At 64.0% G+C, this 14626-nt stretch carries 14 protein-coding genes; 6 read left to right on the top strand and 8 right to left on the bottom strand.

Annotated features, from left to right (window positions below; translation table 11 throughout):
• Window positions 1-2: 2 nt before the first annotated feature.
• A complete protein-coding gene (locus I6F31_RS31455) occupies window positions 3-1280 on the bottom strand; it encodes an amidohydrolase/deacetylase family metallohydrolase (RefSeq protein ID WP_225145864.1) in 1278 nt (425 codons plus the stop codon).
• A 160-nt stretch (window positions 1281-1440) separates the two neighbouring features.
• On the opposite strand from I6F31_RS31455, the gene I6F31_RS31450 reads away from it, so the two are divergent.
• Entirely contained in the window at window positions 1441-1935 is a 495-nt protein-coding gene (locus tag I6F31_RS31450; protein WP_225114753.1) for a MarR family transcriptional regulator, read from the top strand.
• A 266-nt stretch (window positions 1936-2201) separates the two neighbouring features.
• A complete protein-coding gene (locus I6F31_RS31445; RefSeq protein ID WP_225186634.1) occupies window positions 2202-3620 on the top strand; it encodes a cytosine permease in 1419 nt (472 codons plus the stop codon).
• Between the two features lie 27 nt (window positions 3621-3647).
• On the opposite strand, the gene treZ is transcribed toward I6F31_RS31445, so the two are convergent.
• On the bottom strand, window positions 3648-5459 hold the full coding sequence (gene treZ, locus I6F31_RS31440; RefSeq protein WP_225186633.1) for a malto-oligosyltrehalose trehalohydrolase: 1812 nt from the start codon (window positions 5457-5459) through the stop codon (window positions 3648-3650).
• Between the two features lie 189 nt (window positions 5460-5648).
• Here treZ and I6F31_RS31435 point away from each other — a divergent pair, with 189 nt between their 5' ends.
• Window positions 5649-5882, top strand: coding sequence for a DUF3606 domain-containing protein (locus I6F31_RS31435; protein WP_036005232.1), 234 nt, complete (start codon window positions 5649-5651; stop codon window positions 5880-5882).
• 20 nt (window positions 5883-5902) lie between these two features.
• On the top strand, window positions 5903-8140 hold the full coding sequence (glgX, locus tag I6F31_RS31430) for a glycogen debranching protein GlgX (protein ID WP_225186632.1): 2238 nt from the start codon (window positions 5903-5905) through the stop codon (window positions 8138-8140).
• Between the two features lie 21 nt (window positions 8141-8161).
• Here the strand turns inward: glgX and I6F31_RS31425 are convergent, their stop codons facing one another.
• Window positions 8162-9358: an NADH-quinone oxidoreductase subunit D gene (locus tag I6F31_RS31425; RefSeq protein WP_036005022.1), complete on the bottom strand. Its 1197-nt coding sequence runs from the start codon at window positions 9356-9358 to the stop codon at window positions 8162-8164.
• Window positions 9359-9625: 267 nt separating this feature from the next.
• Here I6F31_RS31425 and I6F31_RS31420 point away from each other — a divergent pair, with 267 nt between their 5' ends.
• Entirely contained in the window at window positions 9626-10630 is a 1005-nt protein-coding gene (locus tag I6F31_RS31420; RefSeq protein ID WP_051056884.1) for a patatin-like phospholipase family protein, read from the top strand.
• Here the strand turns inward: I6F31_RS31420 and I6F31_RS31415 are convergent.
• The 5 genes from I6F31_RS31415 to I6F31_RS31395 form a co-directional block, all read right to left on the bottom strand.
• A complete protein-coding gene (locus I6F31_RS31415; protein WP_050995899.1) occupies window positions 10627-11523 on the bottom strand; it encodes an SIR2 family protein in 897 nt (298 codons plus the stop codon). The genes I6F31_RS31420 and I6F31_RS31415 overlap by 4 nt on opposite strands.
• 49 nt (window positions 11524-11572) lie before the next feature.
• Window positions 11573-12010 carry an NUDIX hydrolase gene (locus I6F31_RS31410; protein WP_036005025.1) on the bottom strand — a complete coding sequence of 146 codons (438 nt, stop codon included), beginning with the start codon at window positions 12008-12010 and terminating at the stop codon, window positions 11573-11575.
• 79 nt (window positions 12011-12089) lie between these two features.
• Window positions 12090-12875 (bottom strand): succinate dehydrogenase iron-sulfur subunit, encoded by a 786-nt coding sequence (locus tag I6F31_RS31405; RefSeq protein WP_036005027.1) that lies wholly within the window; start codon window positions 12873-12875, stop codon window positions 12090-12092.
• Between the two features lie 14 nt (window positions 12876-12889).
• Window positions 12890-13054 (bottom strand): hypothetical protein, encoded by a 165-nt coding sequence (locus I6F31_RS31400; RefSeq protein ID WP_156447251.1) that lies wholly within the window; start codon window positions 13052-13054, stop codon window positions 12890-12892.
• Entirely contained in the window at window positions 13026-13532 is a 507-nt protein-coding gene (locus I6F31_RS31395) for a DUF2243 domain-containing protein (protein WP_036005029.1), read from the bottom strand. The genes I6F31_RS31400 and I6F31_RS31395 overlap by 29 nt, the downstream gene beginning before the upstream one ends.
• Before the next feature lie 358 nt (window positions 13533-13890).
• On the opposite strand from I6F31_RS31395, the gene I6F31_RS31390 reads away from it, so the two are divergent.
• Window positions 13891-14106, top strand: a complete 216-nt coding sequence (locus I6F31_RS31390; RefSeq protein ID WP_036005032.1) for a hypothetical protein — start codon at window positions 13891-13893, stop codon at window positions 14104-14106.
• Window positions 14107-14626 lie beyond the last annotated feature (520 nt).

Raw genomic sequence — 14626 nt, 5'->3', positions numbered from 1 at the left:
CCTTATGCCGCGACGGCCTGCGGCAGGATCGGCGCGACCGCATCGAAGCGGGTGCCGGCGCGCAGGCAGAAGGCTGGCTGCAGCAGGCGCTCGGCAATCACCTCGTTGTTCTCGTTGTCCTTCAGGACGAAGCGGCCGTTTCTCTCCGTGAGCACGGAGACGTCGGCGTCCATGCCGATCTTGAGCGCGCCGATCTCGTGGCTGCGGCCAAGCATTCTTGCGGGATTGGCGGTGACCATCGGCACCACCTGCTCCAGCGACAGGCCGAGCGCCATCATCGAGCTCATCGCCTGGACCAGGCTGAACTTGGCCTGACCGGCAAAGGGATGGTTCTCATCGTCCTCGTGCTGGTCGGGCGTTCCGGCCGGCGCGGGCACATGGGTGTTGTAGCCGTGGATGTCGGCGCCGAGCGTGGTCGGAATGATTCCGGCGGCGATCGCCTTCTTCGCGAGCCGATAGGAGAAATGGCTGCCGTGGCCGACATCGACCTTGAGGCCGCGGTCGAGCGCGGCCTGGATCACCGGATGCACCTCGCCCTCGCGATTGACGAAGCCGCCGGGATGGCGCGTGAAGGGATGAGCGAGGATGTCGCCCTCGCGCAAGAGCGGGATCACGCGGGTGAGGATGGTGTCGGCGTCCTCGCCATTGGCGCCGCTCTCGGGCAGGCCCCAGAGCTGGCCGAAATGCACATAGACCGGCAGGTCGGCGCGCTTGCCGATCTCGGCCGCCATCTCGATGACACGAATGCCCCAGCGCGCGAAGCCGCCGATCTCCGCGTGAGCCTTGATGCCGCGCACGAGATCGAGATTGGCAGTTGCCGCCTTGACGGTCGCATCGATGTCGACGCCGTCGGGGCTGTAGAGCTGCGGATAGAAATGGCCCTCGAGGCCGCCGACGAGATAGGCGGAGATAAAGGCATAGACGCGCGAGGCCGAGGCTTCCGCGATGAAATGGCGGAAACCCGGCAGCGTCATGCAGGACGGACCGCCCTGGTCGACCAGCGTGGTCACGCCGGACTGCACCCCGACCATGTCGGGGTTCATGCCGAAACGGCCGGAGACATATTGATAGACGTGCGCGTGGGTGTCGATCAGCCCGGGCAGCACGAGCTTGCCGCTGACATCGGCGACCTCCTTCGCGCTGGTCGGCAGAATGTCGGATGCGACCGCCGCGATCTTGCCATTGCGCATGGCGACGTCCTTGAGGCCATCGACGCCGGAGGCCGGACAGATCACGCGGCCACCCCGGAGCAGAAGATCGAAGCTGGCAGTGACGGACATGGCGCTCTCCTCTTCTTGCGAGGGGCGACGGCTTCGTCCCTCGAATTACGAAGCATGCTTCGCATTTTGACAAAAGCAAGCATCGTGCCATGATCCCGATGTGGCAGGCGCACTCGAATCGAGCTAAGCGCGGCAGGGTTTCGGCTTGGGAGTGTGTGCATTGCGGCAAGCGAAGACACGTCGCGGCGGGACGCGGCACCGCCCCTGGCCCTTGTCGGAACGGCCCGGCTATCTGATCCGCCGGCTGCACCAGATTCACGTCGCGCTGTTTCAGGAAGCCTGCGGCGAATTCGAGGTCACGCCGCTGCAATACAGCCTGCTCTCGGCGCTGGCGGTGCGAGAAACCGCCGATCAGACCACTTTGGCGGCCGATATCGCGCTCGATCGCACTACGACGACCGGTGCGTTGAAGCGTCTCGCGGCGCGCAACCTTGTCGAGCGCGCGGTGAACAAGGACGATCGGCGCGCGCGATTGTGCCGCCTGACGCCGGCCGGCGCCGCGCTGCTGGTTAAAATCGAGGGCGCGGCACGGCGAGCGCATCGCGCAACGCTCGGTGATTTGAGCCAGCGGGAACAGGCCCTCTTCATCGAGATGATGCAGCGCATCGTGGCCGGCCATCCCAGTCGCGACAGCGCCGCTGCCCTATTCGACTAGAGGCGAGTGCTGCGCTTTTGAGTTGGGCTGCTTAATTTATCATCGTACCGCTGCCCGGCCGTGCATCGATCGCCGTCAACCGGCGGCGGGTCCGGTGTGCTGCGGCAGGCCGGCGCGTCGGCATGGCCGGCGCTTAAAAACGCAGTCGCATCCGAGGCGAGCCTCGCTGCGTCCGGCATCGAAACGCGCCCGGCCCGGCCGCTCCGCAACCCATGGCACGATTTATGCTGCGATGATGCGAAGCGTGCTTCGTATTGGGGGATGCCATGACGGATTCCGAACTTCGCGCTGATATTCACAGCATCGAGCCAATTCCCGACGCGGACCGGGACTCCAGCGGGCCGCAGCAGATGTGGATCTGGGCCGGCGCCAACGTCGCGCCGGTGAACTGGGCGCTCGGCGCGCTCGGCATCATCCTCAAGCTCGGCCTGATGGAGACAATCGCGGTCATCGTGCTCGGCAACATCGTGGGCTGCGCGATCTTCGCGACCTTCACGGTGATGGGACACAAGACCGGCGTCAACCAGATGGTGCTGAGCCGGTCCGCCTTCGGCGTCCGCGGCGCCTACCTGCCGAGCATCCTGATGTTCCTGATGACGCTGGGCTGGATCGGCGTGAACACCTATTTCCCGGTCAAGGTCTCGATGGGCATCCTCGGCCAGTTCGGCGTGCCCGACACCTGGCTGGTCGAGATGATCGTCATCACGCTGGTGATGGCGGTGCAGGTGATGATCGGCGTCTACGGCTTCTACGCGATCCGCACCTTCGAGAAGTACACGGTGCCGCCGACCATCGCCATCATGGTGCTGATGAGCGTGCTGGCCTGGACGCGGCCCGGCGTCGTCAACTGGAACCTGACCACCTCGCTGCCGCCCGGCGCGCATCTGGCGATGCTGACGATGCTGATGACCGCAATCGGCGTCGGCTGGGGCATTTCCTGGGTCACCTGGGCCTCCGACTATTCGCGCTTCGTGCCGCGCTCCACGCCGTCGAAAGCCGTGTTCTGGTACAGCTATGTCGGCATGTTCGTGCCGACGGTCTGGCTCGGCATTCTCGGCGCGACCATTGCCTCGACGACGCTGGACACGGATCCCGCCAAGATGGTCAGCGCGGTGTTCGGCGGTCCCGTCAGCATCCTTGTCCTCCTGATGGTGCTGCACGGCCCGATCGCTACCAACATCCTCAACGTCTATTCGGCGGCGCTGGCCGCCTTAAGCGCGGGGCTGAAACTCTCGCGCTTCTGGCTCACCGTCATCGTCGGCGTCGCCGGCTATCTGGTCACCCTCTACTTCATCTTCGCGCCGTCCTTCGCGAAGGCGTTCGACCATTGGATGATCAGCCTGCTGTTGTGGATGAGCCCGTGGGCCGGCGTGGTGCTCGCCGACTTCTTCATCAAGCGCAAGGGCAAGATCGAGGTGGCCGAGTTCTATCGCTCGCCGGAGAGCAGCGCCTATGGCGACATCAACTGGGCCGGCATGATCGCGTTCTTCGCCGGCCTCGTTGCCGGATGGCTGGTGCAGGACGGCCTCGTCAGCGCGCTGCAGGGGCCGATCTCGATCTATCTGCTCGGCGGTGCCGATCTGAGCTGGTTGTTCGGAATCGGCGTGGCGGGCCTCGTCTACCTCGGGCTCGGCAAGTTCGCGACCTCGCCCACACCGGCCGTCGCGAGCCGTGCCGGCAGCTAGCCTGAGAGCGCTGACCCTCGTCTGTCGTCAGCGCTTGCGGCCAAGCCTCACGATCATGTCGCCGGGCGCAAGTGCTCCGGCGACATGACGGCGCAATCGCCACAGGCTCTCGCCGTCGACCAGCGACGGCATCGGCAGTTCGAGGTCGGCGAGATTGGCGACAATCTGCAGAACGTCGCCCTGCTCGGTCTGCCAGCGCACATCCACGCCGCCCATGCTGGGATCCGCGCCGAGCAATTGTCGCTGCGCCGAAACGAACCCGCGTTTGATCAGCGGCACGATCTTCTCGCGCCGGATCGTCAACAACTGCGTCGTCAGTGCTCGGAACCTGGTGCCGGAAGGCGATTGCTCGATGCGGGTCCAGTCCAGCTTGGAGGCGCGGAAGGTTCTTTCGTCGCACGGGTCCGGGATTCCGGCGCGCGTTTCGGGCGTCGCGAACGCCTTGAAGTGTGAAAACTCCTTGCGGCGGCCTTCCCGTGTCAGTTCGGCGGCTTCGCCCGACCAGTCGGCGAAGAACAGGAAGGGCGTTTCGGCTGCCGCTTCCTCGCCCATGAACAGCATTGGAATATGCGGGCTGAGCAGAACCAGTGCGAGGGCCAGCTCCAGCTTGTCCGGACCGACCAACCGCGACAGCCGCTCCCCGAAAGCGCGGTTGCCGACCTGGTCGTGGTTCTGGGCGAAGAAGATGGTCGCTTCGGGCGGCAGATGAGCACTCGGCTCGCCGCGCGGCGCCTCGTGCAGGGGAAACACCTCGCCCTGATAGGCGAAGCCCTCGGTCAGGGATCGCGCCAGATGTTCGAGCGGCTTGTCCGCAAACGCCCGGTAATAACCTTCGTCCTCGCCCGTGAGCAGGACGTGCAGCGCATTGTGGAAATCGTCGCCCCATTGCGCATCGTAGTACGTCGCGCGTCCTTGTGAACGCGCGAGCAGGTGCGCCTGATTGGCCTCGTTCTCCAGCATCAGATGGATGCGCCGGCCCGCCAGCTGGCTGCGCAGGGTCTCCGCGAGTTCGACCAGGAAATGACGGTTCGAGTCGTCCTTCAGCGCATGAACGGCATCGAAGCGCAGGCCGTCGAAGCCATAGTCGCGCAGCCACATCAGGGCATTCTCGATCAGAAACTCGCGCACGAACGCGCCGTCGGCTCCTTCCAGGTTGACGGCGGGCCCCCAGCCGGTGGTGTGGCGCGGGTTGAAGAAATTCTCCGCATAGAGATGCAGATAGTTCAGCTGCGGCCCGAAATGGTTATAGACGACGTCGAGATAGACCATGATGTCGAGGGCATGCGCCGCGCGCAGCAGCCGCTTGAGATCCTCTGGCCGGCCGTAGCGGGCATTCGGCGCGTTCAGGAGCACGCCGTCATAGCCCCAATTGTGCCGTCCGGGCACGTCGTTGAGCGGCATCAGCTCGATGGCGGTGATGCCGAGATCGCGAAGATAAGGCAGCTTCTTCTCGACGCCGGCATAGGTCCCCTCCTCGCTGAACGTGCCGACATGCAGCTCGTAGATCACGGCTTCCGCCCAGGGACGGCCCGGATAGAGCACCGGGTCCCTCAACGCGGCCATGTCGACCACCTCGCTCGGCGCGCCGACGTCGTCCGGCTGGAAGCACGAGGCGGGATCGGGCACGACGAGGTCTTGGTTGATCCTGAACTGATAGCGCGTGCCGGCGCGCGCAGTTTGGCTCAATAGCTGATACCAGCCGTCCGCATCGCGCGGCATCTTGCGTGGCGGCTGGCCGATTTCGAGCAGCTCGACCGATCGCGCCGTCGGCGCCCACAGGTGGAACGAGACCCCATGATCGACGATCTGAGGACCATGGCGCCGACTTTGCTCGGCCATTCCCAGTCTTTGACTCAAGCCCATCCCCTTTCGCGGCATGCCCACCTCGGCATGCAATTGCGCGCGTCGGGGCGACAAAGCGGAGCCGTGTGCGTTCGTTCCTCCACGGCGCCGACGCCGGACATTTGCAGCGCGACGGGAACGGAATCATCAGCGCGACGGTTACCATCCCAGACAGGAGCCGTGGCCATGCGCCGCCCGAAGCCGCAACTGATCCGCAACAAGCTCGACCTGACCGACCGCGCCCAGGTGCGCCTCGTCAAGAAACGGCTCGGACTTTCGGACGCTGAGCTGATCGCGATCGTCGGGCGGATCGGCAACTCCATTCCGGCCATCAGCAAGGAGGCGGCTCTGCAAAAAGCCAACGCGCCGTCCAAGCCGGCCGACGTGGAGCCCACCGCCGCGACTGCGCCGACATCCTGACGGGCAACTCGGGGGCAGAGATGGACCAGCCAGCACATTCAGACGAGGCCCTGACGCGGACGGCCTCACGCCTGCGCCGCACCCGGATCACCGAAGGCAGACCTTTCCCGCTCGGCGCCACCTGGGATGGCCTCGGCGTCAATTTCGCGCTGTTCTCCGCCCACGCCACCAAGGTCGAGCTCTGCCTGTTCGACGATACCGGCGAAGCCGAGCTCGAGCGCATCGAGTTGCCCGAATATACCGACGAGGTCTGGCACGGCTATCTGCCCTCCGCCCGTCCCGGGACCGTCTACGGCTATCGCGTCCATGGTCCTTACCAACCCGACGCCGGCCACCGCTTCAATCCCAACAAGCTCGTGCTCGATCCCTACGCCAGGCAGCTGGTCGGCCAGCTCCGCTGGGGGCCGGAGCTGTTCGGCTACCGGCTGGATCACGCCGACAAGGACCTGTCCTATGATGAACGCGACAGCGCGCCCTTGATGCAGAAATGCCGCGTCATCGATCCCGCCTTTACCTGGGGCGTGGCGCGCAAGCCGGAAGTGCCGTGGGAGCGCACGATCGTCTACGAGATGCACGTCAAAGGCTTCACCCAGCTGCATCCGCTGGTGCCGGAAGCCGATCGCGGCACGTTCTCGGGCCTCGCACATTCGGAAATCCCGGCCTACTTGCGCTCGCTCGGCATCACCAGCGCCGAGCTGCTGCCGATCCATGCGTTCGTCGACGACAGCTATCTGGTCGAGAAAGGCCTGCGCAATTACTGGGGCTACAATTCCATCGCCTTCTTCGCTCCTGATCCGCGCTACCTGAAGGCGACGTCTGCGAACGAATTCAAGGCCATGGTCAACCAGTTTCACGCCCATGGCATCGAGGTCATTCTCGACGTCGTCTACAATCATACCGCCGAAGGCAACGAGCTCGGCCCGACCCTGTCGTTCAAGGGCATCGACAATGCCAGCTATTACCGCCTGCTGCCGGACAAGAAACGCTACTACATCAACGACACCGGCACCGGAAACACCGTCAATCTCTCGCATCAGCGTGTGCTGCAACTCGTCGCTGATTCCTTGCGCTACTGGGCGACAGAGATGCGGGTCGACGGCTTCCGTTTCGATCTCGCCACCATCCTGGCGCGCGAGCCCTATGGCTTCGATGAAGGCGGCGGCTTTCTCGACGCCTGCCGCCAAGATCCCGTGCTCTCCAGCGTCAAGCTGATCGCGGAACCCTGGGATATCGGGCCCGGTGGCTATCAGGTCGGTCAGTTTCCGCCGGGCTGGGCCGAGTGGAACGACAAGTTCAGGGACACGGTGCGCGCCTTCTGGAAGGGCGATCCGGGCACGCTGGCCGACGTCGCCAAGCGCGTTTCGGGCTCCGGCGACCTCTTCAACAAGCGCGGACGCCGGCCCTGGGCCAGCGTCAATTTCGTCACCGCGCATGACGGCTTCAACCTCAACGATCTCGTCTCCTACAACGACAAGCACAACGAGGCGAATGGCGAGGACAATCGCGACGGTCACGACAACAACCATTCCTGGAATTGCGGCGTCGAAGGGCCGACCAACGACGCCGAGATCACCGCCTTGCGCGAGCGCCAGAAGCGGAATCTGCTGGCAACGATGCTGCTGTCCCACGGTACGCCGATGCTGCTCGCGGGCGACGAGTTCGGGCACACCCAGAACGGCAATAACAATGCTTACGCCCAGGACAACGAGACCACCTGGCTCAATTGGATGGGCATCACCGCGAACGGCCGCAGCCTGCGCGAGTTCGTGCGCAAGCTGATCGCCACCCGCAAGGCGTTTCCGATCCTCTACCGCAGCCGCTTCCTGGTCGGCTCGCACAACGAGGAGCTCGACGTCAAGGACGTCACCTGGCTCTCGCCGTCCGGCGAGGAGATGACGACGGAGCAATGGCAGGACGGCAATGCGAAGTGCTTCGGCATGCTGCTCGACGGCCGCGCGCAGGAGACCGGGATCAAGCGCCGCGGCTCGGATGCGACCATGCTGCTGGTCTACAACGCGCACCACGACGTCGTGAATTTCACCCTGCCGGAGGTCACCGACGGACGCAGCTGGCTCGGCCTGATCGACACCAATCGGCCCGACGCGCCGATGGCCGAGTTCGAGTTCGGGCATGCTTACGCGGTGACCGCGCGCTCGCTCGTGGTGTTCGGCCTTGCCAACGACAGCATCGCGACGCGGCGCCTCCGCCAAGGCCTCGGCGCGCTGCTGGACATCGCCGACACGCCTCTGCCCGAGTAGGTGCGTGCCGGCCGTTCACGATCAGCGATCGACTTCGCCGAACACGATGTCCAGCGAGCCCAGGATCGCCGAGACGTCCGCCAGCAAATGCCCTTTGCAGAGGAAATCCATCGCTTGCAGATGGGCGAAGCCGGGCGACCTGATCTTGCACTTGTAGGCGGTGTTGGTCCCATCCGCGACGAGAAACACGCCGAATTCGCCCTTAGGCGCCTCGACGGCGACGTAGATTTCGCCGGGGGGAACATGGAAGCCCTCGGTGTAGAGCTTGAAGTGATGGATCAGCGCCTCCATCGACCGCTTCATCTCACCGCGCCGGGGCGGCGCGACCTTGTTGTCCTGCACGATCACCGGGCCGCCGCCGTCCGGCGACTTCAGCTTCTCGATGCACTGCTTCATGATGCGGACGGACTGCCTCATCTCCTCCATGCGAATGAGATAACGGTCGTAGCAGTCTCCGTTCTTGCCGATGGGGATGTCGAAATCCATCTCCGCATAGCAGTCGTAAGGCTGCGCCTTGCGCAAATCCCAGGCGGCGCCCGAGCCGCGCACCATCACGCCCGAAAATCCCCACGCCCAGGCCTGCTCCAGCGTCACCCTGCCGATATCCACGTTGCGCGCCCTGAAGATCCGGTTGAGCGTTAGCAAGCGGTCGAGATCATCCACGACTTTCAGAAACGGATCACACCAGGCCTCGATGTCGTCGATCAGCTTGGGCGGCAGATCCTGGTGCACGCCGCCCGGCCGGAAATAATTGGCATGCATCCGGCTGCCGGAGGCGCGCTCGTAGAACACCATGAGCTTCTCGCGCTCTTCGAAGCCCCACAGCGGCGGGGTCAAGGCGCCGACGTCCATGGCCTGGGTGGTGACGTTCAGAAGGTGCGAGAGGATGCGGCTGATCTCGTGATAGAGCACCCTGATGAGCTGGCCGCGGCGCGGCACCTCAATGCCGATCAGCCGTTCGATGGCGAGGCAGAAGGCATGTTCCTGGGTCAGCGGAGCAACGTAGTCGAGCCGGTCGAAATAGGGAATGGCCTGGAGATAGGTCTTGGCCTCGATCAGCTTTTCGGTGCCGCGGTGCAGAAGGCCGATATGCGGATCGACGCGCTCGACGACTTCGCCGTCCAGCTCGAGCACCAGCCGCAACACCCCGTGCGCGGCAGGATGTTGAGGACCGAAGTTGATGGTGAAATTTCTGAGGCTCGGAGATTGTTCTGGCATCCCGCTTCCGGTCGGAGCTGTCGCAGCCGTCACCTTAGCCGCGATCTGCAGCGACCGGCTTCACACAGGTTAACGGCTCGCCGCAAAGGGCGGCCATGCGTGCCGTTTGAGCCTTTGGAACACGGCATCAAGAGCCGCGTTCAATTGTCGACATTGGAGCTTTGAGATGAATGTCGATTGCTCGCCGCCGCTCTCGCGATCAATCTTCGCTATTGCGGGAGATACCGGTGATCGGCGCGACCACCCGACCGGCAATTGGCGCCCGTCTTGACCGACCGTGCAGCTGAGCCTGGCGGCACAGCCGAGCGTCCTCTCACCGCCATCACGTTCTCCGGCGGGCTCGGCCTCGGCGCCTATCATGGCGGTGTGTTTGAAGCCCTCAGTTCGCTTCGGCTGCCGATCGACTGGGTGACCGGTTCGTCGGCCGGGGCCATCACGGCCGCGCTGATCGCGGGGAGCCCGTGCGACGATCGGCTGCGCAATTTACGCAGCTATTGGCATGCCCCAAGCAGTCCAGCCGACGTGCCGAACGCGGGCCGCCATACTTTCGCGTGGCTGAGCTCGATCAGTACGCGCGTGCTGGGTCATTCCGGTTTCTTCCACCCCCGCCTCCCCATTCCGGCGTCTCACTACGGCGGCATCTACGATCTCGGCCCGACCCGCCAACGCCTGCAGCGCTTGATTGATTTCGGACGTCTGAATGGCGGCGATCTGCGCATCACGATCTGCGCCACCGATGTCGAGAGCGGCGATGCCGTGTTGTTCGACTCCGCATCGGAGCGGATCGAAATGGACCATATCCTGGCCAGCTGCGGCTTTCTCCCCGAATTCGCTCCGGTGCAGATCGCCGGCCGCTGGCTCGTCGACGGCGGGTTCTCGCTGAACGCGCCGTTCGATCCGATCCTGGAGACTGCAGGCCCGCTCCGCCTCTATGCGATCGATCTGTTTCCGCGCGACGGCAAAGTCCCCGATGGGCTCGAGGCCGCCTCCGAGCGCAAGAGCGACCTGACCTTCGGCAACCAGACCTTCCAGCGCCTCGGCTACGCTCTGGAGGCCCGTCAGCTCCGCGCCGAGCTTCAGGACCTCCACTACAAGGACGAGGTCTATCTCCTGAGCTACCGGCCGGGCCGCGAGGAGGCCGGGCCGGAAAAATCCTTTGATCTGTCGGAGACGGCCATGGCGCAGCGCTGGCGCGCCGGCTTTCTGGATATGCAATATGCCGCAAGCCTCACTCTAGCCCCGAACGAGATCTGCAGCGTCCGGCGGCCCTAGCGATGTCTCTCGGTGTCGGGACCCGAGCTAGGCGCTGTCCTGCCGTCAAGCCGCTCGCGAATGTCGTGCAGCAGCCGCCTGAGACCGTCATCGGCAGCCATACCCTCGGGCGGGGCGATGGTGGTGATGCCCCAGTTGGCGAGCACCGCCTCCTGCACCGGATTGCGCTGCGCGACGAATACGAAGGATCGCGGCCGGTCCTGGCTGTGCCCGGACTCGTCCCAGATCTGCCAGATCCGGTGCAGCAGCAGCCGGATGTTCGGATCGGACATGCTGTATCCGACGAAGAGCAGCGTGCTTCCCAGCGCATCGGCGCGAAAGCGGATATCGAGCGGGGAATTGAAGGCGAGCCGGTTGAGAAAATCGGTCTCGGTCAGAACCAGCGAAGCATCGTCATCGAAGTCGCCGTGGAATTTGATGATGTGGGTGACGCCGGCGCGAGCGCTCGCGATCTCCTTCGCGTTGCTGATCTTCGCAAAGGGCTTGTTCAGCACGTCGAACGCGGTTTCGAGGTTGCGGTCGTAATTAGTGGTGTAGATGACCGGAAAATCCAGCTCGACGATCATCCGGTGCAGCTCTGAAGCGGCGATCTTCTCGGGGTCGACACGCCAATTGCGGTCGAGCCAGCTGCGCAGCGGGCCGATCCCGCCGCGCTTGATCCGATAATATTCCGCAAGCATCTGATAGCCGCCATGCATTCCGTCGATGACGTTGCGTTCGAGGCCCAAATCGTCCAAGAGATGATCAATCAGGGACTGCCAGGACGGCAGGCCGACGGCCATCGAGACACCGGCGCCCACGAACAAGACGGCGCGGCGTCGCTCGATCGCCGCTGCCAGGATGTCGTGAGGCGGCCGCTCCTCCGATATGAGCCCCGTGGTTTGTTGGTCCATCAAGCTTGAATGATTGGGCGCGCGACGTGTTCCTAATCCCGGCCCCCCCTCACCGGCCGAGCGGCGAGGATGTCTCGCGCGCCGTCTGCGCCGCGAACCGGGCGATCAGGCGCCGGAGCTGCGCCTTGTGCACCAGGCGCGCCGCCGTCTTGGGCGAGACCCAGATCGCCTCCCGCTCGCCCTTCTCGGGCCACCAGCGCTGGCGCCCGTGCACCTTCATGGGGAAGACGGCAACGTTCATGGTCCGCTTGCGATCACCTTTTCGCTTGCGATGCTTGAAGCTGCCCAGTGCGCGCGTGGCCACGACACCGACCAGGCCCGCCTCCTCATAGGCTTCGAGCGCAGCCGTCAGGTGCGGCTCCTTGTTGCGCATCGGCGATCCCTTTGGGACGCTCCACCTGCGCTTGCGCCTGGTCGTGATCAGCATCACCCGCAGCTCGGACTTGTCCAGCCGAAACGGCAGAGCGGCAAATTGCTTCTTTCCCATCAGGCGCCTCCAACTCGCGTCTGATAAGCGAGCGCCGCAGCCATGGTTCCTGTTTTGCGCAGTGGCGTCTCGCTCGCGATCAGAACTTCCGCTCGACCATCTTGAGCCGCAGAGCCGAAATGGCTTCTCCGGGATTGAGGCCCTTTGGGCATGCTTTCGCGCAATTCAGAATGGTGTGGCAGCGATAGATCCTGAAGGGATCCTCGAGCATGTCGAGGCGTTCGCCGGTGGCTTCGTCCCGGCTGTCATTGATCCAGCGCGCCGCCTGGATCAGGGCTGCCGGCCCGAGAAAACGCTCGGAATTCCACCAATAGCTCGGGCATGAGGTCGAGCAGCACGCGCAGAGAATACACTCGTACAATCCGTCGAGTTTCGCCCGATCCTCGTGGCTTTGCCGCCATTCCTTCTGCGGCGTGGGGGACGTGGTCTGCAGCCACGGCTCGATGAGTGCGAGCTGCGCGTAGAAGTTGGTCAGATCCGGCACCAGGTCCTTCACCACCGGCTGATGCGGCAGGGGAAGCACGCGGAGCGGCTCGCCTTCCGCAACATCCTCGTTCATCGACCTCGTGCATGCCAGCGTGTTCTGGCCGGCGATGTTCATCGAGCAGGAGCCGCAAACGCCCTCTCGGCAGGATCGCCTGAAGGTCAGGGTCGAGTCGATGTTGTTCTTGATCCAGATCAGCCCGTCCAGCACCATCGGCCCGCAATCCGTCTGATCGACGAAATAGGTGTCGAGCCTGGGATTGCGGCCATCGTCCGGATTCCAGCGATAGACCTGAAATTCCCGCAAGCTCTTGCCGGCCGGCTTTGGCCAGACCACCCCCTGCTCGATGCGGGAGTTTCTTGGAAGCCTGAACTCCACCATGGTCACCTCCGCGCTCAGACCGGCGAAAAACAGCGCAACTGCAAGAGATCGTCGACGGAGAGGCCGAACAGCACTGGCCGAAACGCCGGCGCCGTCGCGAGCACGAGCAGCAGCAGAAACATCACGTAGACCAGAGCCGGCGGCGTGTTTCTAACGAGCCTGTAAGCTGCCTTTCGCATGCACTCCCTCCTGCGCGCCCGCGCGTGCCATGGCAACGCCCATGACGATCATCGCAGCTCCCCACAGCAGGAAGCCGATATCCCAGAAAATGCGCTGGCCGTCGGGCACGGTCTCGTTCACCTGATGCAATCTCAGGATCTGGTGATCGATCACGCCTTCGACGAGATTGAAGATGCCCCACCCGATCAGGATCGTCCCGAGACACTGCGAGCGGGACCACCGCGGCGCGCCTCGGCGTGCCCGCTGCCATAACAGATAAAGCCCAGCGAGTACGAGGACATAGGCGGTACTGTGAAAGATGCCGTCCCAAGTCGTATTGAGGGTGATGTTCTCGATGGAATCGAGCGGATACCAGCCGCTTAACATATGATGCCATTGCAGCAGCTGATGAAAGACGATGCCGTCGAAGAATGCGCCGAGGCCAAGTCCGAGAAGGACGCCTGCGGACGTCGGGAAATTGCTTTGTCTGTCTTGCATGTGGTGAACTCGTGCGCGGCTCGGCACTTCCGATGCGGAATTAAGCCATGCTAGACGGACACGTTCCTATGGCGATCAGCATCTCACTGGGATCGAGCTTGCGATCAATCGTGCCAATTGATCGAGACTAACATGCGTTAAGGCGAGCGAGACGTTCGTCGGCACGCGTGCGCGATTGGTCATCGGCTTCATTCCGGATAGGAACGTTCGATATCACGCTGCGTCTGTCGCTCACATGTTGGAGATGCACATGCCGAGAAGATCGTTCTTGCTTGCTTTGGGTGGCCTCGGATTGTCGACCCTGAGTCACCTCAGGGAAATCGCATAGCGCGTAGCGACGGAAGCCAGAGAGGCGATCATGGCATACGCCCTGTTCAAGGACGGAGAGAAGATGAGCCGCACGTTTCCGACCAAGGAGGAAGCGCTGGAGAAAGCCGATGAGGCGGGGTTGGTCGAGCATGCCGAGGGCGAGGCGGTGCTCGAGGACGAGTTGAAGATCAGGCCTTGCCCGGCCGACCCCGAGCCTTGCGATGATGCGGACCTGGACTGGACGCCGGTCAAGCCGGCGTCCTGATCAGGGGCAGCGCAATCGCATATGACTTGTGGCGGCGGTCTGCGCGCACGCCTCGTCCTTCGAGACGGCGCTGACGCGCCTCCTCAGGATGAGGCTAATCGGTGTCAGTGCCCGTTGAAACTGCTGCCGCGCACTCCGACCTCATCCTGAGGAGCCCGCCTCAAGCGGACATCTCGAAGGATGGCCGCAGGGAAAATCTCAAATGCGAAAGCCCTGCTGATCAAGGGGTCAGCATCATGGGCTCAGCATCCCCTGCAGATGCCTTTGATCTTTCGATCCGCTTCGGAATCGCGGGAGGTCTCCGAGCGAATCTGGTCGTCGCCCTGCAGCGAGGGTCCGGGCGTGACGGTCCCATCGATGCGTCCGATATTGGTGCCGCCTGCAGGATTGCCGGGTCGGCCGACGGTCGTCGATCCCCGTGGGCCGGAACCGCCGCTCGATTGCGCTGTCCCGGCCGAGTTGGTCCCGGGCGCCGACGACGTGCTCCCGGCCGCCCCGCCACCGGCGCTTCCTCCCCCGC

It is taken from the genome of Bradyrhizobium sp. NBAIM01, from assembly GCF_020194115.1.
Classification (GTDB): domain Bacteria; phylum Pseudomonadota; class Alphaproteobacteria; order Rhizobiales; family Xanthobacteraceae; genus Bradyrhizobium; species Bradyrhizobium yuanmingense.
The sequence above is the reverse complement of the archived record's forward strand: the minus strand, read 5'-3'. Positions and strand labels throughout refer to the sequence as shown.

Excerpts from the sequence above, each read along its gene's own strand:
- I6F31_RS31445 (WP_225186634.1), top strand. The coding sequence starts at position 2,202 with ATGACGGATTCCGAACTTCGCGCTGATATTCACAGCATCGAGCCAATT.
- I6F31_RS31400 (WP_156447251.1), bottom strand. The coding sequence starts at position 13,054 with ATGCGAAAGGCAGCTTACAGGCTCGTTAGAAACACGCCGCCGGCTCTG.
- I6F31_RS31395 (WP_036005029.1), bottom strand. The coding sequence starts at position 13,532 with ATGCAAGACAGACAAAGCAATTTCCCGACGTCCGCAGGCGTCCTTCTC.
- I6F31_RS31455 (WP_225145864.1), bottom strand. The coding sequence starts at position 1,280 with ATGTCCGTCACTGCCAGCTTCGATCTTCTGCTCCGGGGTGGCCGCGTG.
- I6F31_RS31415 (WP_050995899.1), bottom strand. The coding sequence starts at position 11,523 with ATGGACCAACAAACCACGGGGCTCATATCGGAGGAGCGGCCGCCTCAC.
- treZ (WP_225186633.1), bottom strand. The coding sequence starts at position 5,459 with ATGGCCGAGCAAAGTCGGCGCCATGGTCCTCAGATCGTCGATCATGGG.
- I6F31_RS31405 (WP_036005027.1), bottom strand. The coding sequence starts at position 12,875 with ATGGTGGAGTTCAGGCTTCCAAGAAACTCCCGCATCGAGCAGGGGGTG.
- I6F31_RS31435 (WP_036005232.1), top strand. The coding sequence starts at position 5,649 with ATGCGCCGCCCGAAGCCGCAACTGATCCGCAACAAGCTCGACCTGACC.
- I6F31_RS31390 (WP_036005032.1), top strand. The coding sequence starts at position 13,891 with ATGGCATACGCCCTGTTCAAGGACGGAGAGAAGATGAGCCGCACGTTT.
- glgX (WP_225186632.1), top strand. The coding sequence starts at position 5,903 with ATGGACCAGCCAGCACATTCAGACGAGGCCCTGACGCGGACGGCCTCA.
- I6F31_RS31425 (WP_036005022.1), bottom strand. The coding sequence starts at position 9,358 with ATGCCAGAACAATCTCCGAGCCTCAGAAATTTCACCATCAACTTCGGT.
- I6F31_RS31410 (WP_036005025.1), bottom strand. The coding sequence starts at position 12,010 with ATGGGAAAGAAGCAATTTGCCGCTCTGCCGTTTCGGCTGGACAAGTCC.